Source organism: Terrabacter sp. MAHUQ-38, from assembly GCF_014518425.1.
In the GTDB taxonomy this organism is placed as follows: domain Bacteria; phylum Actinomycetota; class Actinomycetes; order Actinomycetales; family Dermatophilaceae; genus Terrabacter.
In genome coordinates this window covers 166182-188976 of sequence record NZ_JACVCU010000004.1, presented here as the reverse complement: position 1 = coordinate 188976, position 22795 = coordinate 166182, and the positions used below count along the sequence as shown (strand labels likewise).

The 22795-nt window shown below is 70.7% G+C and carries 23 protein-coding genes and 1 tRNA gene; 8 read left to right on the top strand and 16 right to left on the bottom strand.

What is annotated here, in order from left to right; all coding sequences use genetic code 11:
* Positions 1 to 88: 88 nt before the first annotated feature.
* A complete protein-coding gene (locus H9I49_RS16085) occupies positions 89 to 1450 on the bottom strand; it encodes an ABC transporter substrate-binding protein (RefSeq protein WP_188031410.1) in 1362 nt (453 codons plus the stop codon).
* 48 nt (positions 1451 to 1498) lie between these two features.
* The gene (locus H9I49_RS16080; RefSeq protein WP_188031409.1) at positions 1499 to 3604 is read right to left on the bottom strand and encodes a beta-galactosidase; all 2106 of its coding nucleotides are present in this window, start codon (positions 3602 to 3604) and stop codon (positions 1499 to 1501) included.
* A gap of 187 nt (positions 3605 to 3791) precedes the next feature.
* Between H9I49_RS16080 and H9I49_RS16075 the strand changes: the two genes are divergently transcribed.
* On the top strand, positions 3792 to 4886 hold the full coding sequence (locus H9I49_RS16075) for a LacI family DNA-binding transcriptional regulator (RefSeq protein ID WP_188031408.1): 1095 nt from the start codon (positions 3792 to 3794) through the stop codon (positions 4884 to 4886).
* A 280-nt stretch (positions 4887 to 5166) separates the two neighbouring features.
* Here H9I49_RS16075 and H9I49_RS16070 read toward each other — a convergent pair whose 3' ends face one another.
* Entirely contained in the window at positions 5167 to 5907 is a 741-nt protein-coding gene (locus tag H9I49_RS16070) for a MerR family transcriptional regulator (RefSeq protein WP_188031407.1), read from the bottom strand.
* Positions 5908 to 6115: 208 nt separating this feature from the next.
* On the opposite strand from H9I49_RS16070, the gene H9I49_RS16065 reads away from it, so the two are divergent.
* Positions 6116 to 6937, top strand: a complete 822-nt coding sequence (locus H9I49_RS16065) for a hypothetical protein (RefSeq protein ID WP_188031406.1) — start codon at positions 6116 to 6118, stop codon at positions 6935 to 6937.
* 13 nt (positions 6938 to 6950) lie between these two features.
* Here H9I49_RS16065 and H9I49_RS16060 read toward each other — a convergent pair whose 3' ends face one another.
* The 4 genes from H9I49_RS16060 to H9I49_RS16045 form a co-directional block, all read right to left on the bottom strand.
* Positions 6951 to 7283: a co-chaperone GroES gene (locus H9I49_RS16060; protein ID WP_188031405.1), complete on the bottom strand. Its 333-nt coding sequence runs from the start codon at positions 7281 to 7283 to the stop codon at positions 6951 to 6953.
* Between the two features lie 40 nt (positions 7284 to 7323).
* On the bottom strand, positions 7324 to 7575 hold the full coding sequence (locus tag H9I49_RS16055; protein ID WP_188031404.1) for a DUF3618 domain-containing protein: 252 nt from the start codon (positions 7573 to 7575) through the stop codon (positions 7324 to 7326).
* A 27-nt stretch (positions 7576 to 7602) separates the two neighbouring features.
* Positions 7603 to 8076 carry a thioredoxin-dependent thiol peroxidase gene (gene bcp / locus H9I49_RS16050; protein WP_188031403.1) on the bottom strand — a complete coding sequence of 158 codons (474 nt, stop codon included), beginning with the start codon at positions 8074 to 8076 and terminating at the stop codon, positions 7603 to 7605.
* A 228-nt stretch (positions 8077 to 8304) separates the two neighbouring features.
* Positions 8305 to 8385, bottom strand: a tRNA-Leu gene (locus H9I49_RS16045).
* 104 nt (positions 8386 to 8489) lie between these two features.
* On the opposite strand from H9I49_RS16045, the gene H9I49_RS16040 reads away from it, so the two are divergent.
* Positions 8490 to 8876, top strand: a complete 387-nt coding sequence (locus tag H9I49_RS16040) for a RidA family protein (RefSeq protein WP_188031402.1) — start codon at positions 8490 to 8492, stop codon at positions 8874 to 8876.
* Between the two features lie 41 nt (positions 8877 to 8917).
* On the opposite strand, the gene H9I49_RS16035 is transcribed toward H9I49_RS16040, so the two are convergent.
* The 6 genes from H9I49_RS16035 to clpS form a co-directional block, all read right to left on the bottom strand.
* Positions 8918 to 10483 carry a molybdopterin-dependent oxidoreductase gene (locus H9I49_RS16035; RefSeq protein ID WP_188031401.1) on the bottom strand — a complete coding sequence of 522 codons (1566 nt, stop codon included), beginning with the start codon at positions 10481 to 10483 and terminating at the stop codon, positions 8918 to 8920.
* Positions 10480 to 11100 carry an RdgB/HAM1 family non-canonical purine NTP pyrophosphatase gene (gene rdgB / locus H9I49_RS16030; RefSeq protein ID WP_188031400.1) on the bottom strand — a complete coding sequence of 207 codons (621 nt, stop codon included), beginning with the start codon at positions 11098 to 11100 and terminating at the stop codon, positions 10480 to 10482. Before rdgB ends, H9I49_RS16035 begins: the two co-directional genes overlap by 4 nt.
* Positions 11097 to 11837: a ribonuclease PH gene (gene rph, locus H9I49_RS16025; protein ID WP_188031399.1), complete on the bottom strand. Its 741-nt coding sequence runs from the start codon at positions 11835 to 11837 to the stop codon at positions 11097 to 11099. The genes rdgB and rph overlap by 4 nt, the downstream gene beginning before the upstream one ends.
* 92 nt (positions 11838 to 11929) lie before the next feature.
* Entirely contained in the window at positions 11930 to 12697 is a 768-nt protein-coding gene (locus H9I49_RS16020; protein WP_188031398.1) for an MBL fold metallo-hydrolase, read from the bottom strand.
* A 57-nt stretch (positions 12698 to 12754) separates the two neighbouring features.
* Positions 12755 to 13486 carry a DUF2017 domain-containing protein gene (locus H9I49_RS16015; protein WP_188031397.1) on the bottom strand — a complete coding sequence of 244 codons (732 nt, stop codon included), beginning with the start codon at positions 13484 to 13486 and terminating at the stop codon, positions 12755 to 12757.
* Positions 13486 to 13791, bottom strand: coding sequence for an ATP-dependent Clp protease adapter ClpS (gene clpS / locus H9I49_RS16010; RefSeq protein ID WP_188031396.1), 306 nt, complete (start codon positions 13789 to 13791; stop codon positions 13486 to 13488). Before clpS ends, H9I49_RS16015 begins: the two co-directional genes overlap by 1 nt.
* Before the next feature lie 133 nt (positions 13792 to 13924).
* On the opposite strand from clpS, the gene H9I49_RS16005 reads away from it, so the two are divergent.
* On the top strand, positions 13925 to 15175 hold the full coding sequence (locus H9I49_RS16005) for a nicotinate phosphoribosyltransferase (protein ID WP_370587637.1): 1251 nt from the start codon (positions 13925 to 13927) through the stop codon (positions 15173 to 15175).
* Between the two features lie 3 nt (positions 15176 to 15178).
* Positions 15179 to 15793 (top strand): isochorismatase family protein, encoded by a 615-nt coding sequence (locus H9I49_RS16000; protein ID WP_188031394.1) that lies wholly within the window; start codon positions 15179 to 15181, stop codon positions 15791 to 15793.
* 90 nt (positions 15794 to 15883) lie between these two features.
* On the opposite strand, the gene H9I49_RS15995 is transcribed toward H9I49_RS16000, so the two are convergent.
* Together H9I49_RS15995 and H9I49_RS15990 are read right to left on the bottom strand one after the other, a co-directional pair.
* Entirely contained in the window at positions 15884 to 16555 is a 672-nt protein-coding gene (locus H9I49_RS15995; protein ID WP_188031393.1) for a helix-turn-helix domain-containing protein, read from the bottom strand.
* A 4-nt stretch (positions 16556 to 16559) separates the two neighbouring features.
* Positions 16560 to 17831, bottom strand: coding sequence for a homogentisate 1,2-dioxygenase (locus H9I49_RS15990; RefSeq protein ID WP_188031392.1), 1272 nt, complete (start codon positions 17829 to 17831; stop codon positions 16560 to 16562).
* A gap of 82 nt (positions 17832 to 17913) precedes the next feature.
* Between H9I49_RS15990 and H9I49_RS15985 the strand changes: the two genes are divergently transcribed.
* From H9I49_RS15985 to H9I49_RS15975, 3 genes are all read left to right on the top strand, one after another.
* Positions 17914 to 18774 (top strand): hypothetical protein, encoded by an 861-nt coding sequence (locus H9I49_RS15985; protein ID WP_188031391.1) that lies wholly within the window; start codon positions 17914 to 17916, stop codon positions 18772 to 18774.
* Positions 18771 to 20009 (top strand): fumarylacetoacetase, encoded by a 1239-nt coding sequence (gene fahA / locus H9I49_RS15980; protein WP_188031390.1) that lies wholly within the window; start codon positions 18771 to 18773, stop codon positions 20007 to 20009. Before H9I49_RS15985 ends, fahA begins: the two co-directional genes overlap by 4 nt.
* Positions 20010 to 20097: 88 nt before the next feature.
* Positions 20098 to 20919 (top strand): DinB family protein, encoded by an 822-nt coding sequence (locus H9I49_RS15975; RefSeq protein WP_188031389.1) that lies wholly within the window; start codon positions 20098 to 20100, stop codon positions 20917 to 20919.
* 172 nt (positions 20920 to 21091) lie between these two features.
* Here the strand turns inward: H9I49_RS15975 and H9I49_RS15970 are convergent, their stop codons facing one another.
* A complete protein-coding gene (locus tag H9I49_RS15970) occupies positions 21092 to 22654 on the bottom strand; it encodes a DHA2 family efflux MFS transporter permease subunit (protein ID WP_188031388.1) in 1563 nt (520 codons plus the stop codon).
* Between the last annotated feature and the right edge of the window lie 141 nt (positions 22655 to 22795).

Sequence of the window (22795 nt, the reverse complement as noted above, 5' to 3'; positions counted from 1 at the left end):
CGGTTGAGGGGACGGTGCCCACTTCGGCTCCTCGTTCGGATGACGGTGGGTCCGCGGGGGAGGCGGCGTGGGCCTCCCCCGCGGAGCACTACTTGACGGTGAAGCCCTGTGCCTTGGCGTAGCTGACCAGCTTGGTCTGCCACGCGTCCGAGGCCGCGGAGAGGTCACCCTTGTCACCGATGGCCTTGCCGACGGTGTCGTTGAACGCCGAGTACGCGTAGTCCATGAAGGGCAGCCACTCGAACTTGGTGTCGACGGTGCCCGAGATCTCGGCGAACTGCTTGTTGACCTGCTGCCCACCGAAGAAGCTGGACTTGCCGCCCGTGAATGCCGGGTCCTCGAGAACGTTCTTGGCGGCCGGGAACAGGAACTGCTCGTTCGCGAACTTCGTCGTCGAGCTCTTGTCGTTGTTGATCCACTTGGCGAGCTCGTACGCAGCGATCGGGTTCTTGCTGCTGGCCAGGACGGCATCGGAGGAGCCACCCCAGTTGCCCGAGGCGTTCTGCCCGCGGGCCCACTGGGGAAGCGGTGCCGCGCTCCACTTGCCGGCGGTGCCCTTGGCGGTGCCCTGGAGGAAGATGGGGCCCCACGCGGCTGTCAGCCAGCCGGCGTACTTGCCGCTCGCGAACCCCTGGTACCACTGGTCGGTGAAGTCCCCGTCGGTGGACACGAGGCCCTTCTGGATCAGGCCCTGCCAGTAGGCGAGCACCTTCTTGACCTCGGGGCTGTTCGCGTTGATGCCGACCGTCCTGTTGCCGTCGTAGCTGAACGGCTTGATCCCCGCCTGCCAGAGGAGGCCGGTGACCTGGGCCGGGTCGTTGGACGGGAGGTTGGAGATGTACGAACCGGTGGCGTCCTTGACCTTCTGGGCGGCCGCGGCGTACTCGTCGTAGGTGGCCGGGGGCGTCGCGATGCCGGCCTTCTTCATGATGTCCGTGCGGTAGAGGTTGCCGAGGGGGCCGGTGTCCTGCGGGATGGCGTAGATGCCGCCGTTCTGCTTGACCTGGTTCCACACCCACGGCACATAGTCGCCCTCGAGGTCGTCGGCCCCGTATGGGGCCAGGTCGAGGAGGGACTTCGTCAGGGTGAACGAGGAGATGAACTGGTACTCGATCTGCACGACGTCAGGCGCCCCCTGGCCGGACTTCACGGCGGTGCGCACCTTCTGGTAGTGCTCGAGACCCTGCCCGACGTTCTCGACCTTGACCTTGATCTTGGGGTACTTGGCCTGGAAGAGCTTGACCTGCTTGTCGATGTCCGGGACCCACGTCCAGAAGGTGAGGGTCGTCGGGGTGTTGAGCGCCTTGGTGATGGCGTCCTGCCCGAGGGGTGCGGCGGCGGCGCCGCCGCCACCTGTCGTACCGGCCGCCGAGCTGCAGCCGGACAGCACGAGTGAGGTGCTGACTGCCGCGGCCGCCAACGTCAGCGCCGCCTTTGGTGCCTTGTTCATTGGTTGCTCTTTCTCTGTTGCGCGGAGACCTGCGGTTGCGGTCTTGGTTCACCCGTCGAGCAGCGCCAGCGTGGCCCACTTGCCGAAGGGGAGTGTGACGCCGGCGTCGTAGGACTCGCCGGTGACTGCGTTGGTGACAGGTCGCGCCAGGCGGATCTCCCGGGCGTCCCAGCCCCAGTTGGAGACGAACCAGCAGCGTCGTCCGCCCGGGAGCGACCCGGACGCCACGGTGAGTGGCAGCGACGCCTCGTCGTGCGTCAGGCTCGCGCTGACGGGACTGGGCGTGGCCCAGCGGATGACTGCGGCTGCGAGGCCCGACGAGGGAACGCAGCCGACCACGGTCACCCGACCACGGCCGCAGGCACGCGTGCTCACGGCCGGGAAGTCGCCGAATCGCGGGTGCTCGTAGCCGGCCAGCACCTCGCAGTCCTCGACGATGAGACCGTCGATCCAGAGCTGGGCGGTCGAGTCGATGGTGAGCTCGAGCTCTCCTCTGGTCACGACCGTGACGTCCCGCTCGAGGTTCGAGTACTCCTCGTACCGGACTCCTGCCGCCTCGCGCAGCCGGTCGGGTGCGACCGCGACGCGAGCGCGGGCCTCCTTGTCCGCGTAGGCGGTCCGCACTCCCACGACGAGGTGGCCGCCCATTTCCGCATACTCGCGGAGCACGTCCAGGTCCTCGTCCGAGGCGATGTAGACCCCGGCGGCGACGAGGACGGGGAACCGCCGAGCGAGCTCGGCCGCCCCCATCGCCGTGGCCTGCTCGACGTGCAGGACCCGCGCCTGTCGACCGGCGTCGACGACACCTCGGTGGAAGGCGTCGACGATGCGTTCGTACGACTCCTCGTCCGGCTGCCCGTCGACGCTGAACGGAGGCATGTACTGAAACGCGAAGCGGCTCTCGTTGGACCACAGAATCGCCACGTCCGCGTCAGGCTCGAACCCGTCGAGGGTGGTGGCGAGGGCCTTGAGCTCGGCACCGATCTCGGACACCTCGTCGTAGACCCGACCGGGGACCAGGCTGTGCGGGAGCACACCGCCCCAGTACGTCTCCGTGCCGTAGGGGATGGTGTGCCAGTGCCAGTACTCGATCATGGCGGCCCCCCGGGAGATGAAGGCGTATGCCGCCTGCTTGAGCTGCCCGGGGTAGGGCGGGAAGTTGTTGTCGGCCGGGCCGATCGACTGGGCGTTGGTCTCCGTGACGAGGTAGCGCGCCTGCTTGGACGAGTACATGCGGTCGGCCTGACGCAGCAGTCCCGCGACGCCGGTCGTCGTCCAGTAGTTCGGCTGCTGTCGCTCCTTGCCGGCGTCGAGGTGGTCCTGCATGCCGTAGTACGGGTTGCCGGCGACGACGTCGAGCCCGGCGAAGAGCTGGTCGTCCTGGAGACCACGACGCGGGTACTGGAGGCACGTGGTGACGAACTGGTCCGGTCGCCGGAACTCGGCGACGATGCCTGCCTGCCAGGAGATGAACTCGCGGGTGACGTCGGCTTGGTACCGGCGCCAGGCCAGGTCGTACTGCGGAAAGGAGTTCCCGTCCGGCCGCCAGAGCTCGGACCAGTCGTTGATCCGGTGGGACCAGTAGGTCAGTCCCCACTCACGGTTGAGGGTCTCGACGTCGCCGTACTGTTGCTTGAGCCGGCGGACGAACCGCGTGAACGCACCGTGGTTGTGGAGCAGCTCGAGTCCGGGCTCGTTGTCCACCTGGAACCCGATGACTGCGGGGTGCGTGGCGTAGCGGCCCAGGACCGCCCGGACGACGCGCTCGGCGTGGAACAGGAATGCCGGGTGGGAGTAGTCGATCTCCTGCCGCGCGCCCCACGGGACGCGCTCACCTGACCGGCGCTCAGCCGCGATCTCCGGGTGGGCGGTCTGCAGCCACGGCGGGACGGCATACGTGGGCGTGCCGAGGATGACCTTGATGCCGCGGTCGTGGGCTCCGTCGAGCACCGGCGCAAGCCAATCGAGCTCGAACTCACCGTCGCGAGGCTCCCAGGTGGACCACACCGACTCCCCCACCCGGATGACCGAGAAGCCGGCGCCCACCATCAGATCGAGGTCCTTCGAGACTCGGTCATCGCCGTGGTACTCGGCGTAGTAAGCGGCTCCGAAGAGGAGTCCGCTGGGCTGGTACGACTGCTCTGGCGCGTCCATTGGGCCTTGGTACTCCGTTGTCATCCGAGGGCGAGTGAGGAGCACGCTAGCCCAAATGTTACCGGCAACATAGCCCCTGTCCGAGAATGTTACCGACAACATGTAGCGTTGGGCAGGTCACGCGGGTCCGGGGACGACACCGCGTGAAAGGCTCCGCACGAGTCGGCGTCAGATCCAGGAGGCAGAGTTGAGCGGGACCCTCGGTGCGAATGCCGGGCCGGCGCAGACGCCGACCGGAGCGGCCACGAAGGCGCCGGCCAGGTCACCCGAACCTGGCGTGGAGGCGAAACCCGCCACCATCTACGACGTCGCCCGCGTCGCCGGTGTGTCGCACCAGACCGTCAGCCGCTTCCTCAAGGGATACGCCGGCATCCGCCCCGAGACCCGGGAGAGGGTCGCCCAGGCGCTGGACGCGGTGGACTACCGACCCAACCTCACGGCACGCTCCCTGACGACGGGGCGGTCACACCGGATCGGGGCACTGACCCACGAGATCGACCAGGTCGGACCGAGCAAGATCGCCCAGGGGGCAAGTGCCGCGGCGCGCGAAGCGGGATACCTCCTCGACATCATCACCCTGGACATGAGCAACCGGTCCGCGATCGCGAACGCAGTCTCGCTGGTTCAGCAGCACGACCTTGCCGGCGTACTCGCGCTGGCCAGCACCGACGAGATGACGAGGGCCTTCGAGAAGACACGCTTCCGCGTCCCCGCCTTCATCGCCGTCGAGGCCGACGACGTGGTCGGCGAGCACCGGTCCGAGCTGAGCAGCGTTGGATTCCCGGCGCTCGTCGACCACCTGGCAGGTCTCGGCCACAGGAGCTTCCTGCACATCGCCGGACCGACGACCTGGTCTGCGGCGCGCAACCGAGTGCGCGCCTACGAGGAGGCGATCGAGGTGCGTGGCCTGAACTCCGTGGGCATCGTTCACGGGGACTGGTCGGCCCGGTCGGGATACGACGCTGTCAAGAGCCTGTCGGGCGAGGTCCGAGCGACCGCCGTCGTCGCAGCCAACGACCAGATGGCCCTGGGCGCCATGCTGGCCCTGTCGCAGCTGGGACTCCAGGTGCCGCGCGATGTCAGCGTCACCGGCGTCGACGACATACCCGAGGCCGAGTTCTTCGCACCGCCGCTGACGACCCTGCGGGTGGACTTCCTGGCCCAGGGACGCGCCGCCGTTGCGGAGCTGCTCGCTCGGGTCAACGGGGAGACCGCACCGAGCTTCCCCGTGCTCGCGTCCGAGCTCGTCGTTCGCGCGTCCACCGGTCCCGCGCCTGTCTGAGGCGCGAACCTGCTTGCAGCACAGCTTCTTTCGGAGCGCGACACACAGGACACCCCCTCACGGCCCAGCGACGCCATGCCTGGGAGGTCCGGACGGGCTCCGCCTGTTCGTGACGACGGCGACCTACGGACTACTGCCCGGCGAGGTCGGGCTCTCCGGCAGCGCCTTCGCCATCGACGTGACACGCCAGGGTTGCCTGCCGCCGGCTACGTCCGCTCGTAACGGGCCCCACCCACAGCTCAGGGCGGCGCACCGGCAGCGTCCGATGTGGGCGACCGGGTCAACCCTGGAAGAGCGTGACCCAGTTGCCGCTGGGGTCTTTCACCGCCGAGTGCCGTGGCATGCCCTGGGCATCGCGTGGGGAGTACGCCTCGATCGCTCCCGCAGCCAGTGCACGGGCGTGGGCCTCGTCCAGATCGGGCACGAGGAGACCGAACGTCGACGGGCCGGGGCGATCCAGCTCGTTCCAGTCGACCTGGGTCAGGAAGATCAGGAAGAAGCCCGGCTGGCCGTAGGTGCCGAAGGTGAACCCGCGAAAGTCCTGATCATCAGTGTGCCGGGCGACCTGCTCCTCGAAGCCGAAGGCCTCCCGGTAGAAGCGGCGGGCCTGGTCGATGTCCTCGACCGCGATCTTGAGCAGACTTGGAACGATGGTGGTGGCGGTGGTGGGCATGGGAATCCCCTCGGTCAGATAGCGGGTGGTGTTGCCGAGCTGGCGGCCGAGCTGGACGTAGGACCGCTGCAACCGGTCGCGATGCCGTCGGAGCACGGCTGACGCGTCTGCGCCGTCGGGATCGGCGAGCACGACGCGAATCTCCTCGATCGGGAGATCCAGCCAGCGCAGGTCTGCGATGAGTCGGGCGGTCTGGGTCTGGCCACCGGCATAGCGGCGATAGCCGTTGTCCGGGTCGACCTCGGCAGGCCGGAGGAGGTCGACCTCGTCATAGTGCCGCAGAGCGTGGATGGACAACCCAGTCAGTCGGGCGAAGCGGCCGATCGGGACCAGCTCGTCGTCGTTCATGGCACCCACCCTGACGCCTCGGGCTACCCGAGGGTCAAGACCGTGGCTACGTCACAGTGGACGGACGTCACCATCGGGGCTCCTCGCAGCTGACCGAGAGCCCTCCACACCCAATCCGTGTATCGGGCTGACAGGTGCCGCCCTCCCTTGGACGATGGAAGAACGGCCGGGGCGCGGGTGGCCGCGTCCCCGTTACCAGGGAGCTGCGATGAGTACTCACGAGACCGGCAAGTCCACCGAGAAGGAAGGCGGAAAGGACGTCGAGGTCGAGGTCATCGTCGAGCCCGACGTCCCCGGCGACGACCCGCGCCAGGGCGATCGCGGCATCGACGTGCGGGGGCCGGCCCAGAGCGTCCCCCTCGCCCGACGGTTCACCACGTTCAAGGTCGACATGTGCACACGCTTCGTGTGGAACTGCCTCGCGGCACCACGCCACTTCGGGCTCGACCACGCGCTCGAGGCGTGGGATCGAGCCAAGAACCGGCACCCGGACATGGACGCGCCCGCTGGAGCACCGGTGTACTGGGGCGGCGGCAAGTTCGGCCACATCGCGTTGTCGGTCGGCGGCGGCAGGGTCCGCTCGACCGACTGGCCGGACAAGGGCGTGGTGGGCGAGGTGTCCATCGAGAGGCTGACGCGCGCGTGGAACAAGCCGTACCGCGGATGGTCGTCCGACTTCGCCGGCGTACCGATCCCGGGCCTCGAGATGGGGGCGTCGATCTCGGCGACCGGGCCAGCCGGCGGCGGCGCTGCCATCGACGACGAGGCGATCCGCCCGGGCAAGCGCAACGCGGCCGTCCGGCGCTTCAACAAGGCGCTGTGGGACTCGATGCCCGCCGACTACCGCGCCGCTCACCAGAAGGCCTGGATGAGCGAGGCCGCCGACCTCTACGGCCCCGTCGCGCAGCAGGTCTGCTTCGACAAGTACGCGATGCTCAACAAGAAGGACCCGAAGAAGTGGCCGCTGCCGTCGAAACCGGTCTGGCCCGGGCCAGGGCTGTTGCGCCACCTCGGGCTGCGACCCGACTGAACGAGCCGACGCGTCAGAGGTAGAGGCCGGTCTGCCCGTCCTCGACGCGCTGTGCCGCCACGGCGTGGATGTCACGCTCGCGCAGCAGGACATAGTCCTTGCCGTGCAGCTCGACCTCGCCGCGGTCCTCGGGGTCGAAGAGCACGCGGTCGCCCAGCTGCACCTGGCGTACGTTGGCGCCGGTCGCGACGACCTCGGCCCAGGCGAGCCGCTTGCCGACGGATGCCGTCGCGGGGATGAGGATGCCGCCGCCGGAACGCCGCTCCCCCTCGGACTCGAGGGAGACGAGGACGCGGTCGTGCAGCATCCGGACGGGGAGCTTGTCGGCGGAGGTCTTCTTGGCCATGGCGCGGGAGTGGTGTGGGTGGTGTCTCGGCGCGCCGGGCTCAGCGCCGGCGGCGCAGGAGCCCGATGGCGACCACGACGACGACGGCTGCGGCGACGACGGCCCCGATGCGCTCGATGCGCAGCTCACCGTCATCGGTGTGGGTCGCAGCGTCGAGGCGAAGCCGCAGACCCTGGAGCTGACGCTGCGCGATGACCTGCGGCTGGGCGCGGTAGGCCAGCTCGTTGACCGTGCCCTCGAGGCGCGCGCGGGCGGCCTGGATGTCCTGCTCGATCCGTGCGGTGTCGCTCATTGGCTTCCTTTCGGGGACGGTCAGACTCTAGTCGGCGATGGCGAGGTCACGGCGGAGCTTGGCCACGTGGCCGGTCGCCTTGACGTTGTAGAACGCGTGGCTGACCTTGCCCTCCTCGTCGACGACGAAGGTCGAGCGGATGACACCCTCGACCGTCTTGCCGTAGAGCTTCTTCTCACCCCACGCGCCGTATGCCGTGTGGACCGCGAGGTCCTCGTCGCTCAGCAGCGGGAGGGTGAGGTTGTCGCGCTCGCGGAACTTCGCCAGCTTGGCCGGGGCGTCCTTGGAGATGCCGACCACCTCGTAGCCGTCCTTCTTCAGGGAGTCGAGGGACTCGCTGAAGTCGCAGGCCTGCTTCGTGCAGCCCGGGGTCATCGCCGCCGGGTAGAAGTAGACGATGACCTTGCGGCCGGCGAAGTCGCCGAGGCTGACGGTCGCGCCCGTGTCGTCGGTGAGGCTGAAGCTGGGGGCCTGGTCTCCGGGCTCGAGCTTGGACGTCACGGGGTGCTCCTTCGGGTCGGCGCGCGTGGCTCAGCTGCGGCCGTGGAGGCCGGACGCGCACGTATCTCGCGCTGGACGAATGCCTTCGGGCATCGTATCGGTACGTCTCGTACCCGCCTCGGGCGCCTCACGGGCACGTGTTGCGCACATCGTCGGGACGTCACGGCCACTGCGTGGGCGGCGGCCCGGCCGGCCGCCGCGCTGGACGTGCCGGCCGGCAGACCTGGGTGCGGACGGCGGGACTCGAACCCGCACACCTGAGGCACAGGAACCTAAATCCTGCGTGTCTACCAGTTCCACCACGTCCGCTCGGGGTGCGGGCCCCACTGTAGTCAGGCGGGCGATTGCACCGGCACGCAGCCGCGCGAGCACGGCTGGGACGAAGGGCACCCGACGGGGGCTAGCCTGCGCCCATGAGACGCACTGTCGGCACCGGGAGTCCGTGGGAGGGTGTCGTCGGCTACTCGCGCGCCGTCCGGGTGGGCGACGTCGTTCACGTGGCCGGGACCACCGCGATGCGCGACGGGACGGTCGTCGCCCCGGGTGACGCGTACGCCCAGGCGAAGGTCGCGCTCGAGATCATCGTCGCGGCCCTCGCCGAGTGCGGGGCCACCTCGGCAGATGTCGTGCGGACCCGCATCTACGTCACCGACATCGGGGTCTGGGAGGAGGTCGGGCGCGCGCACGGCGAGGTCTTCGCCGAGGTGCGGCCCGCGTCGACGATGGTGCAGGTGGCCGCCCTCATCGACCCGGACCTGCTCGTCGAGATCGAGGCCGAGGCGATCATCGGCGCGGAGTAGCCGCGGGATAGCCGCGGAGTAGTCGCTCACGGCGTCGAGCGTCACTCGACCCGGACGTTGACGACGTGGATGCCGGTCGCCCCATCGGGTGCGGGTGGCGCCTCCAGCGGTGACTGCACCTCGCCCGACGCGTCGTAGGCGCGCACGCGGAGGTCGTGGCTGCCCGGGGCCGCGTCCCACTCGTAGACCCACTGGCGCCACGTGTCGATGCTCGCGTCGACGGCGAGCCGCGCCTCGGCCCACGGCTGCTGGTCGACCTGCACCTCGACCTTCGAGATCCCCGTGTGCTGGTGCCAGGCGACACCCGCGACGGCGACCTTGCCGGCCTTGACGACCGCGCCGGCCTTGGGCACGTCGATGCGTGACGCCGTCTTGATCGGCCCGGTCGGCGACCAGCCGCGCGGCGTCCAGTAGGCGACGTCGTCGGCGTACGTCGTGACCTTGAGCTCGGTCACCCACTTCGTGGCGGACACGAAGCCGTAGAGCCCCGGCACGACGACCCGCACCGGGAAGCCGTGCTCGAAGGGCAGTGGCTCGCCGTTCATCCGGATGGCGAGGAGAGCGTTGCGGTCGTCGGTGAGCGCGGCGAGCGGCGTCGACGCCGTGAACCCGTCGATGCTCGTCTGCAGCACCATGTCCGCGCCGGGCTTGGGCCCGGCCATCCTGAGCAGCTCGCGCACGGGCCAACCGGTCCACACGGCATTGCCGATCAGGTCGCCGCCGACCTCGTTGGACACGCACGTCAGCGTGACGAGCGCCTCTTGCATCTGCTTGCTCTGCAACGTCTTCCAGTCGATCTCGACCTCGCGGTCGACCATGCCCGTGACCGTGAGCCTCCACTCGTTGGCGTCGACGCGGGGCACGACGATGGCGGTGTCGATGCGGTAGAACTCGGCGTTGGGGACGATGTAGGGCGTCAAGCCGGGGATCTTGAGGTCTGCGCCGTCGGGGATGGCGAGCCTCGTGCCCTTGAGCGGCGTCGACCTGAGCGCGTCGCGCGACACCGTGGCCGCCGCGGAGTCACCCGAGAGGTAGCCGCCGACGTATGCCGCCACGGCACCGACCGCTCCCCCGATGAGCCAGCGGCGGCCGGGGTTCGCCGCGCCGGGAACGCGCGCTGCGGGTGCCGCGGCGCGGCTGAGGAACCACACACCGGCGGCGGTGCCGAGCACCGTCGGCACGACGTCGAGCGGACCGGCAGCCGGCCGCGACAGCACGGCGGCCGCGCCGACAGCGCCCAGGACCGCGAACGCCACGAGGGCCGGGACGAGGCGCCGGGCGGCCAGCACGCCGAGCGACGCACAGGCGAGCGACAGCACGACGACTGTGCCGGCGAGCAGGGCGCGCTTGTCGTTGGTGCCGAACGTCGCGATCGCGAAGTCCTTGAGCCACGGCGGCGTCCGGTCGATGAACGCGCCGCTGACCGCCGCGATCGGCGCCGGCTGGCCCGTCGACTCGCCGAGGGCGGTCAGCAACGAGGCAGCCAGCGTCGCGAGACCGACGGTGAGCAGCCCGGCCACGACCCCGTCGAGCGCTCCCCACCAGGCCGGACGGGGCGCCGCGGGCGGGGTGGTCGATGGAACCGTGGCCGGGCTGGTTGTGGTCATGGCCTCAGGTGCTCCTTCAGATGTGGCACGAGTGCACGGAAGGCGAGCGCCCGGTGCGAGACGTGGTTCTTCTCGTCGGCGTCGTACTCCGCCAACGTGCGTTCGCCGCCGTCCGGCTGGTCGCACGGTACGAAGATCGGGTCGTAGCCGAACCCGTTGGTGCCGCGCGGCTCGCGTGCGACGGTGCCCGGGAACCGGCCGAGCTCGGCGGCCGACCGCCCGTCCGGCAGCACGAGGGCCGCCGCGCAGACGAACGCGGCCGCACGGTGCTCGTCGCGGACGTCGCCGAGCTGCGCGAGGAGCAGCTCGAGGTTGGCGCGGTCACCGCGGCCGCCGGACCACCGGGCGCTGAAGATGCCCGGCGACCCGCCGAGCACGTCGACCGCGAGCCCCGAGTCGTCCGCGAGCGCCGGCAGGCCGGTCACCTGGGCGGCCGAGGCCGCCTTGAGGATCGCGTTCTGCTCGTACGTCACCCCGTCCTCGACGACGTCGGGCGCGTCGGCGAACCCGTCGAGCCCGACGATGTCGAGTCCGAGATCGGCGCTGACGTCGGCGAGGATCTCGCGCAGCTCCTCGACCTTGTGGGCGTTGCGAGTGGCGAGGACGACCTTCGTCACAGGGTCGCCCCCTCGCGCAGCGCGGCCTGCTGTCGGTCGGTGAGGTCGGCGCAGCCCTTCGTCGCGAGGTCGAGGAGCTGGCCGAGCAGGTCACGGTCGAAGGGCTCGCCCTCGGCGGTGCCCTGCACCTCGATGAAGCGCCCGTCGCCGGTCATGACGACGTTCATGTCCGTGTCGGCCGTCGCGTCCTCTGGGTAGTCGAGGTCGAGGACGGCCTGGCCACCAACGACACCGACCGAGACCGCCGCGACGGAACCGGTGAGCGGTTGGGCGGTCCTGCTGATGAGCCCCTTGGCTCGGGCGTCCTCAATGGCGTCGGCGAGGGCGACGAAGGCGCCGGTGATCGCAGCGGTGCGGGTGCCGCCGTCGGCCTGCAGGACGTCGCAGTCGAGGACGATGGTGTTCTCGCCGAGCGCCTTGGTGTCGATGACGGCGCGAAGGCTGCGGCCGATGAGACGGCTGATCTCGTGCGTGCGCCCGCCGATGCGTCCCTTGACGCTCTCGCGGTCGGAGCGGGTGTTGGTCGCGCGCGGCAGCATCGCGTACTCCGCCGTGACCCAGCCGGTGCCCTTCCCCTTGAGCCATCTCGGCACACCCTCGGTGAACGATGCCGCGCAGAGCACTCGGGTGCGCCCGAACTCGACGAGGACGCTCCCCTCCGCGTGGTCGAGCCAGTTGCGCGTGATCCGCACCTCGCGGGTCTGGTCGGGGGCACGGCCGTCATGTCGGTCAGTCATGCCCACGAGGCTAGCCATGGGTCAACGCTAGGCCTCAACCGCGGGGGCGGGGCCGACTCGGGCCGCGACGTTCGCAGACCGTAAGACCGGTCTCAGACGGTGTAGGTCGCGCCCGGCTCGGCGAGCTCGACCTCGCCCGGCCACACGGCCGCCGCCTGCTCGCGGCACACCTCAGGGTCGTTCCAGGCCGGGATGTGCGTGAGCATGAGACGCCGCACTCCGCCGGCACGGACCGCCGCCTCGGCCGCCCGGCGGCCGGACAGGTGGATGTCGGGGACGGTGTCGCGGCCGTCGACGAACGCCGAGTCGGCCAGCACGAGCTCGGCCCCCGTCATGAGCTCGGTGAGCTCGTCGCAGGTGTCGGTGTCTCCGGTGTAGACGAGCGTGCGACCGTCGGCCTCGACGCGGAAGCCGTAGGCCTCGATCGGGTGGTTGACCCGGACGGGTGTGACCGTGAACGGCCCGACGGTGATCGACTCGCGGTGCTTGATGTCGTGGAAGTCGAAGACACCGAGGACGTCCTCGGTGTCTCCGCCCCCGTAGGCGCGCGCGAGGTGGGTGCCTGTGCCGACCGGGCCCCACACCGGCATCTGCTCGCGACCCGGACCACCGGGCACGTAGCGCATCATCACGTAGAGCCCGCACATGTCGATGCAGTGGTCGACGTGCAGGTGGCTGAGCAGCACGGCGTCGACGGCATACGGCTTGATGTGCCGCTGGAGGGAGCCGAGCGCGCCGTTGCCGAGGTCGAGGACGATGCTCCACGTGCGGCCCTCGTGCTCGGTGCGCACGAGGTAGGACGAGGCGGGCGAGCATGGCCCGGCGAAGGATCCCGAGCACCCGACGATCGTGACGTCCACGATGTCGAGCCTAGGTGAGGGGGCCGACGCCGGCCGGGGACTGGCACGTCGGGTGTGTCACACCGCCCCGCGACCGGGCCCGTCGCCATCCACGTCGTCGAGGTCATCGAGACCGTCGAGGTCGTCGTCGTCCGCGTCGTCGTCGGCGTATGCCGTCTCGGCCTCCCCGAGGTCCGTGCCCATGAGCGCGTGGGTCAGGGTCTCCTGCAGCCAGGTGAGGAAGTCGTACCACGCCATGGCGTAGCCGAGCGGGTCGTCGTCGTCGATGTCGTCCATCGCCGCATGCAGCGCCTCCGCGTCCTCCTCGGTGCGCATGCCCATCCGCTCGCCGAGCAGCAGGCGGACGTCGGTGAGGGCCATCAGGAACGCCGGCGCCTGGCGCTCGTCCAGCGCGATCCGGCTCCCGGTCGCGGCCGAGAGCGCGCCGACCGCGACGTCGAGGTTGCCGCTCTTGCGCTGGCGCAGTCCCTCCTCGGTGAGCCGCCGGAACTCCGACGCGATCTCGTCGTCACCGCGGTGTGCCGTGGGGAGCAGGCGGTCGAGGGCGGGGTCACGATCGGTCAGACCGTCCGAACCCGGCCGTGCGGCAGGCTCGCCCGAGACCTGGTCGGCCGCACCGAGCGAGACCCCCATCGAGGCGACGAGGTCGTCGAACGCGTCGCCGGTCGACTCGACCTCAGGCGACAACAGGGCCCGGGTCTGCTCCATGAGACCTCTGAGCACCGTGCGCTCGGTCGGGTCGAGCAGCGCGACGTAGCCACCGTCCTCTCGCAGGAAGGCCCGCGCCATCACTCGTCCTTCTCGAACGTCGCCCAGAGGCCGTAGCCCTGCAGCGCCTCGGCGTCCCGCTCCATCGACTCGCGAGGGCCGTTGGAGACCACTGCCTTGCCCTTCACGTGGACGTCCATCATCAGCTTCTCCGCCTTGGGCCGCTGGTACCCGAAGTACGTCTCGAAGACCCATGTCACGTACGTCATGAGGTTGACGGGGTCGTTCCACACGATGGTCACCCAGGGCACGTCCGGGGCTGCGACCTCCTCGGTGGAGGTCACCTCCTGCTCGACGGGAGCGAGGGAGAGAGTCGGTGCGGTCACAGAGCCACCCTAGGTCCAGCCGGCACCGGGCAGGCGGCCCGGGAGCGCCCGTCCACCTAGGCTGAGTGGCGTGAGCCCGACGAGCCCTCGCGCCGCGAGCACGGCGCTGCTGACCGACCACTACGAGCTGACGATGCTCCAGGCCGCCCTCGCCTCCGGTGAGGCGCACCGCCGGTGTGTCTTCGAGGCGTTCGCCCGGCGACTGCCCGACGGCCGCCGCTACGGCGTCATCGCCGGCACGGGCCGCGTCCTGGAGGCGCTCGAGAACTTCCGCTTCGGCGACGACGAGCTGCGCTTCCTCGCCGACGCCGGCGTCGTCGACAGGCCGACGCTCGACTGGCTCGAGTCCTACCGCTTCTCCGGCGACATCAGCGGCTACGCGGAGGGCGAGTGCTACTTCCCGCAGTCGCCCGTGCTCGTGGTCGAGTCCACCTTCGCCGAGGGGGTCCTCCTCGAGACCCTCGTCCTGTCGATCCTCAACCACGACACGGCGATCGCCTCGGCTGCCTCGCGCATGACCAGTGCCGCCGGTGACCGGCCCTGCATCGAGATGGGATCCCGACGCACGCATGAGGGCGCGGCGGTCGCGGCGGCCCGCGCGGCATACGTGGCGGGATTCGTCGCGACGAGCAACCTCGAGGCGGGGCTGCGCCACGGCGTTCCGACCGCGGGCACCGCAGCCCACGCGTTCACCCTCCTCTACGACTCCGAGAAGCAGGCGTTCACGGCCCAGGTCGAGTCGCTCGGCAAGGGCACGACGCTCCTCGTCGACACCTACGACGTGAAGACGGCCGTCGACCTCGCGATGGACATCGCCGGGCCGGGGCTCGGCGCCGTCCGGCTCGACTCTGGCGACCTGCTCATCCAGGCCCGCGAGGTGCGCGCCCAGCTCGACGCCGCGGGCAACACCGAGACCCGCATCCTCGTGACCTCCGACCTCGACGAGTACGCCATCGCTGCCCTCGCGGCCGGGCCCGTGAGCGGCTACGGCGTGGGAACGGCGCTCGTCACCGGCTCCGGCGCACCGACGGCGTCGATGGTCTACAAGCTCGTGCAGCGCGAGGACGCCTCCGGCCAGATGCAGGGCGTCGCGAAGAAGAGCAAGGACAAGCTGTCGGTCGGCGGCCGCAAGTGGGCGATGCGCCGCCGGGACGAGTCCGGCGTCGCGCAGGCCGAGGTGATCGGCATCGGCGAGAGACCGCGTGACGACGGCGACGACCGCCCGCTCATGGTCGAGCTGGTGCGCGCCGGTGCGGTCGTCGACCACCAGGACATCCACGAGGCACGTGCCCGGCACAGCGCCTCCCGAGCCGAGCTTCCCCGCGTCGCGACACAGCTGTCGCGGGGCGAGCCCGTCATCCCCACGATCTACGAGGAGGACTGAGCCATGGCCGAGCCCACGGCATCCGACACCCACCGGGCGTTGATCATCGTCGACGTCCAGAACGACTTCTGCGAGGGCGGGTCGCTCGCCGTCGCCGGTGGCGCCGAGGTGGCGCGCGAGGTCAGCGAGCACGTGAGCCGGCACGCGGCGGACTACGACCACGTCGTCGCCACGGCCGACTGGCACGTCGACCCGGGCGACCACTTCGCGACGAACCCGGACTATGTCGACACGTGGCCCGTCCACTGCGTGGCCGGCAGCGAGGGAGCCGAGTTCCACCCTCGTCTGGCTGGGGCGCTCGGCCACGTCGAGGCGGTCTTCCGCAAGGGCGAGCACGCGGCGGCCTACAGCGGCTTCGAGGGCAGGTCCGACGACGACGAGAGGTCCGGGCTGGCGGCCTGGCTCAAGGAGCGGGGCGTCCGGCACGTCGACGTCGTCGGCATCGCGACCGACCACTGCGTGCGGGCGACCGCGATCGACGCACACCGCGAGGGGTTCGAGACGACTGTGCTGCTCGACCTCACGGCCGGTGTCGCCCGGACGACGACCGATGCCGCCCTGTCGCAGCTGGCGGACGTCGGCGTCCGCCTCCGTGGCGCACCCACCGTGACCGGCTGACCACGATCCGGCCGCCCGCGGCCGAGGTATGCCGTCGCGCCGGGCCGCGCGCCGGCACCTCGACCGGCTCGGTGGCGTCGGCGGCCGAGGTCAGCGGAGGACGGCTCGGAGGGCGCGGGCCGCGCGCTCGAGTCGCGGACCGACAGTGCGCGCGTCGAGCGGCCCGAGGGACACCACCCCGACCGACGCCTCCACGCCACCTGGTGTGGCCCCCGCTCCGACGGCGAGCGGCACGGCGAGCCCGTGCGCGCCGGCCTGGAGCTCGCCGTCCGTCGCGACGGGGCCGGGCTCGCCCGCGCGACCCGCGAGGATGGCCCGGCCCGCCGCACCCTGGTCGAGCCGGTGGCGGGCGCCCGAGCGGTAGGCCACGTGGAAGTCGGTCCACGACGGCTCGACGACCACGAGGGCGAGCGCCTCGTCGCCCTCGGCGATCGTCAGGTGGGCGGTGGCGCCCACGGCGTCGGCCAGCTCGCGCAGCACCGGCCGAGCCTCGCTCCGCACGATCGGCGTCACGGCCGAGGCGAGACGGCTGACGCCGAGCGCGAGGCGCACGCGCCCGTCAGCGGACCGTGACACGAGGCGGTGCTCCTCGAGCGTCGTGACGAGGCGGTACACGACGGGCCGCCCGACGCCGAGGGCGGCGGCGAGCTCGGTCACCGTGAGGCCCGCCGACTCCCCGCCGGCGAGAACCTCGAGCACGCGGATGCCGCGGTCGAGCGTCTGCGAGGTCTCGGCCCTCGGCGCGCCGTCGGAGCCGGCCACCGGGTCAGCCCTCGGAGTGGACGCCACCGGGAGCGGGCCGGTCCAGCCCCTTGGACCACGACGACGCGTAGAGCCCGTCGTCGACGGCACGACCGCCCTCGCCGAGCTCGAGCGGGCGGAACGTGTCGACCATGACGGCGAGCTCGTCGAAGCGCTCGACGCCGATCGACCCCTCGCTCGCGCCCGGCTGCGGGCCGTGGGCGTGGCCGCCGGGGTGCACCGAGACAGACCCCTTCCCGATGCCGGAGCCCTTGCGGGCCTCGTAGTCGCCGTCGACGTAGAACATGATCTCGTCGCTGTCGACGTTCGAGTGGTAGTACGGCACGGGGATGGCGAGCGGGTGGTAGTCGACCTTGCGCGGCACGAAGTTGCAGATGACGAAGTTCCAGCCCTCGAAGACCTGGTGAACCGGCGGCGGCTGGTGGATGCGACCGGTGATCGGCTCGAAGTCCCGCACGTTGAAGACGTACGGGTAGAGGCAGCCGTCCCAGCCGACGACGTCGAGGGGGTGGAACGGGAGGGTGTGGATCGTGCCCACGATTCCACCCGGGCCGTTGCCGCGGTGCTTGATGTAGACGTCGGTCTCCTCGTCGGCCGTCGCGCCGATGTTCTCGGCGAGCAGGGGTCCGGCGGGCTGGCGCAGGTCGCGCTCACAGTAGGGCGCGTGCTCGAGGAGCTGGCCGTACTTGGAGAGGTAGCGCTTCGGCGGCGCGATGTGGCTGTTCGCCTCGATGCAGTAGACGCGAAGCGGGTCCTTCGTCGAGCGCTTGGGGATCCAGCGGTGCGTCGTGGCGCGCGGGATGATGACGTAGTCGCCCTCGGCCACCTCGAAGGAGCCGAAGACGGTCTCGACGCGGGCGCGACCGCGCTCGACGTACACGCACTCGTCGCCGATGCCGTTGCGGTACCACGGGCTCACCTGTGCGGCAACGGCATACGAGATGCGCACGTCGCCGTTGCCCAGCACGAGACGACGTCCGGTGACGACGTCGGTGCCGCGGATCGCCTTGGGGTCGAACAGGTCGTGGAGCTTCAGGTGGCGCGGGGTCAGCGGGTGGTTGGGCGTCGTCGACAGGTCGGGCAGGTCCCACACCGCGGCGCCGATCGTGGTCGACGGGATGTTGCGGTGGTAGAGCAGTGAGCTGTCGGAGGAGAAGCCCTCCTCACCCATGAGCTCCTCGTAGTAGAGCTCGCCGGGCGTCGGGCCCTTGCCGGGTCGGCGGTGCTGGGTGTGCCGCTTGGGCGGGATGCTCCCGACGGCCTGGTAGTGCGCCATGGGCGAGTGCCTCTCCTTCGGATGCGTCCGATAAACGGACGCTGATGTATCACTATTGCAACAGTGGAGTACGCTCCCGGTCATGTCAAGGACGCCGTTCGCGCCGCTCTTCGACCGCCTCGTCGACGACGCCGCGGTCTTCCCACCCGGCCAGGCGCCCCTCGAGGCCGCCGTGCGCGACCACCTCGACCGCCGCACCGGGCCGTATGCCGCCCACATCGGCCCCCTCCTCGTGCCGGCGACCAGCGCGGCTGAGCTTGCCGAGCTCGCCGCGGCGGACGAGCGCACCGAAGGCGCCCCGCTCGAGGTCGGCCTCGTGGTGCGTCCCGGCAGCCCGGTGCAGCCGCTGCTCGAGGCCCTCGAGACGCTCCGGGACGACACCCGCGTGCTCGTGACGGCCGGCGAGCTCGGCTGGTCCGACGAGTGGCGGCAGCTCCTCGCGGCCGAGGTTCCCGTCGTGGTGGAGGTCGGGCTCCGTGAGGACCAGGAGCGCGCCCTCGACGACCTCGCGGCGGCCGTCGACGACGACCATGACGTCACGGCCAAGTTCCGCACCGGCGCGACGCCGACGTGGCACTGGCCCGACGAGCGCGTGCTTGCGGGGTTCCTCGACGCCGTCGTCCTGCGGGCGCTGCCCTTCAAGCTGACCGGCGGACTGCACCACGCGGTGCGCGGAAGCTACGACGGCGAGCCGATGCACGGTCTGCTCAACGTCCTCCTCGCCACCCACGAAGCCGTTCACGGCGCCGAGGCGAACGACCTCGCAGGCGAGCTGGCCCGCGAGGACGCCGAGGTGCTCGTCACGGCGGTGTCGGGCCTCGGCACCCTCGACGCCGAACGCGTCCGCGAGAGCTTCACCGCCTACGGCTGCTGCGGCGTCCTCGACCCCCTGACCGAGCTCGAGGCCCTCGGCCTCATCCCGACGAAGGAGCGCCAGCAGTGACGACCCGGAGCACGTGGCTCGACCTCCCCGCCGACCACCCGTTCGGCATCGCCAACCTCCCCTACGGCGTCTTCAGCACGGCCGACGGGCCCGGCCGACATCGACTCGGTGTCCGCATCGGTGACCGGGTGCTCGACCTCGGCGCCGCCGCCGAGGCGTGCGGGGGCACCGGCGACTCCCCCGCCGTCACGGAAGCGTTCCGCTCGCCCACCCTGAACTCCCTTCTGGCCCTTGGCCGCCCGGGATGGACGAACGCCCGGGCCTGGGTCACCACGGCCCTGTCGGACGAGTCCCTCCGCTCCGGGATCGAGCCGCACCTGCACGACCTCGACGACGTCGTGCTGCACCTTCCGGTCGAGATCGGCGACTACGTCGACTTCTACGCCAGCGAGGACCACGCGAGCAACGTCGGGCAGATCTTCCGCCCCGACAACGCCGCCCTCCCCCCGAACTGGAAGCACCTGCCCATCGGCTACCACGGCCGGTCCGGAACCGTCGTCGTGTCGGGCACCGACGTCGTGCGTCCGACAGGCCAGCGCAAGGGCCCCAAGGACCCGGCGCCGGTCTTCGGCCCGAGCATCCGCCTCGACATCGAGGCCGAGCTCGGCTACGTCGTGGGCGGGTCGACCGCGATCGGCTCACGGGTGTCGGTCGACGAGGCCGCCGACCACCTCTTCGGCGTCGTCCTGCTCAACGACTGGAGCGCCCGAGACCTCCAGGCCTGGGAGTACGTGCCGCTCGGCCCCTTCCTCGGCAAGTCCTTCTCCACCTCGATCTCGGCCTGGGTCACGCCCCTCGACGCCCTCCAGACTGCCCGCGTCCCCCTTCCCGGACAGTCGGACCCACGGGTCCTGCCCTACCTCACCGGCGACGCGTTCGGCCTCGACGTGCACGTCGAGGTCCGCCTCAACGGCTCACTGGTCTCGCGCCCGGAACACGCGGGCATGTACTGGTCCCCCGCGCAGATGCTGGCCCACCTGACCGTCAACGGCGCCTCGATCCGCGACGGCGACCTCTTCGGCTCCGGCACCATCAGCGGTCCCAGCCGGGAGACGCGGGGGTCCCTGCTCGAGCTGACGTGGAACGGCGCCGAGCCGCTCACGCTCGACGACGGCACGACGCGCGGGTTCCTCGAGGACGGCGACACGGTCACGATGACGGCCTGGGCGCCCGGGCCCGACGGGGCGCGAGTCGGGCTCGGTGAGTGCACCGGCACCATTCGCCCGGCACGCTGACCGGCACGCTGACCGGCCCGCTGAACGCCGTCGACCTCGCGGCCCTTCCGGGCGTCGAACGTCCGGGACCGCGACTAGCCTCGGCGGCATGAGCGACTTCTCGGGCCAGGACCTGCGCAACTCGCGCTTCCACCGCGTCGACCTCACGGGGTCGGAGTTCTCCTCGGCCGACCTCGCCCACACCCGGTTCCGGGACGCGTCGATGCGCCACGTCACGATGCGCGGCGTCGAGCTCGAGGATGTCGAGATCTCCGGCGAGCTGCTCAACGTGCGGATCAACGGGGTCGACGTGGCGCCCCTCGTCGAGGCCGAGCTCGACCGGCGCGATCCGGACCGGCCGAGGATGCGCCCCACCGATCCCGACGGCTTCCGAGCGGCCTGGGACCTCGTCGAGCGGCTCTGGGCCGGCACCGTCGAGCACGCCCGCCGGCTCGACCCGGAGCTGCTCCACGAGTCGGTCGGCGGCGAGTGGTCGTTCATCGAGACGCTGCGCCACCTCGCCTTCGCCACGGACGCCTGGGTCAGGCGCGGTGTCCTCGGCGACCCCGCGCCCTGGCATCCCCTGGACCTGCCGTGGGACGGCATGCAGGACACTCCGGAAGTCCCACGGGACCGCACGGTGCGACCGACTCTCGCCGAGGCGCTCGAGCTGCGGCACGACCGGATGGCGACCGTCAGGCAGGTGGTGGACGAGCTCACGTCCGACGAGCTGGACCGGCTCACCGCGCCCGTGGACGCACCGGGCTGGCCGCCGCCCGGGGAGTCGTTCCCGGTGCGGGAGTGCCTCCTCGTCGTGCTCAACGAGGAGTGGCACCACCGCCTCTTCGCCGAGCGTGACCTGGACGCGCTCGAGCCACGCCCGACGCCGACCCCGCCCACCGACGTCGCGCCGACCGCCACGAACCGCTAGCGCGGCCCTGACACACCAGTGCCCACCCGGCGTGGACCGGGTGGGCACTGGCGTGGGTGGGCACTGGCGTGGGTGGCCACTGGCGTGGGTGGCCACTGGCGTGGGTGGCCACTGACCCGCGTCGGCAGGTGGTCCGGCGATCGCGCCCGGGCCGCTCGTGGCGGCGCCGTCGTCAGTGCGTCACGACGGGTGCTGCGGCCTGGTCGTCCTCGAGCAGTCGCGACTCCTCGTGGCGTCGCGGCAGGAACCACGCCGCGGCGAGGGTCGCGGCGCACAGGATCGCCGCGACGAGGAACGTCTTGCCGTAGACGTCGGCGAGCTCGGCGACGGCTGCCGTCAGCCCTTGCTCGCCCAGCTTCTCCTTGATGGTCGGGTCGAACTGGGCCGCGAGCACCGCCCCCGCGCGCTGTGTGCCGTTGAGGTAGTTCGTGAAGACCACGGAGATGACGGCGACACCGATGCTGCTGGCGATCTGCTGCGTGATGTTGAGCAAGGTCGAGCCCCGTGCGACCTGGTGGTGGGTCAACGTCTTGAGGGCCGAGGTCATGATCGGCATCATCGTGCCGCCCATGCCGAGGCCCATGAGGAACAGCACCGGGATGAGGTAGCCCCAGTAGGACGTGTCGGGCCCGACGTTGGTCAGCATGAACATGCCGACGACGATGGCCGCGAGGCCGAAGGGCACGATGCGCCCGACGGGTATCCGGTCGGCGAGCGCGCCCGCGATCGGCATCGTCAGCATCGCGCCGACGCCCTGCGGGACCATGAGGTATGCCGCGTGGAGCGGGGTCTCGGCCCGCACCTGCTGGAGGTACTGCGGCACGAGCAGCAGCCCGCCGAAGAACGCCGCGGCGAAGAGGAACATCGTGATGATCGCGACCGTCAGGCGACGGTTCGAGAAGAGCCGCAGGTCGAGCAGGGGGTGCTTCGGCTTGAAGCTGTAGACGACGAAGACGGCGATCATCGCGAGCCCGACGAACCCAGGCACGAGCACCTTGGTGGAGCCGACCGTGCGCTCGCCCGGGATGGAGCTGACGCCGTAGAGGAACAGCGCCAGGCCCGGCGACATGAGCAGCATGCCGACGACGTCGAAGGACTCGGACGGCTCCGGGCGGTCGCTCGGCAGTGCCCAGAAGGCGTAGCCGACGGCGACGGCTCCGATCGGCACGTTGATGAGGAAGATCCAGTGCCACGTGTAGTTGTCGATCAGCCAGCCACCCAGGATCGGGCCGAAGATCGGCCCGAGGAGCATGGGGATACCGAGCACCGCCATGAGGCGGCCCATGCGCTCGGGCCCTGCGGCACGGGTCATGATCGTCATGCCGAGCGGCATGAGCATGCCGCCGCCGAGGCCCTGGAGCACGCGGTAGGCGATGAGCACCTCGATGGAACCGGCCGTGGCGCACAGCGCCGAACCGGCTGTGAAGAGAATGACGGCGAGGATGTAGAGCCGCTTGGTGCCGAAACGGTCGGCCGCCCAGCCCGTCAATGGGATGACGGTGGCGAGCGCGAGGGTGTACGCGGTGACCGTCCAGGCGACCGTCGAGTAGGCGAGCGGCTCGGACGGGTTGCTCGCGAACACGGTCTGGAACTTCGTCAGCGCGATGTTGACGACCGTGATGTCGAGGATCGACATGATGGCGCCGAGGACGATGACTCCGGCGACCTTGAGGACGGCGCCGTCGAGCTTGTCGGGATGCCCCGAACCGACAGGTGGTGCTGCTGTAGCAGACAAGGTGGACTCCGAGTTTCTTCAGAGGTGGGGACGGCGTCGTAGCCGCGGCCGCGGGACTGCCCGGGCAGCCTCCATTCTGGCGCCGACCCCTGACAGTGGCGCAACCGACTTCTGCCCGTGGCTGACCGCCACCGAGGGACG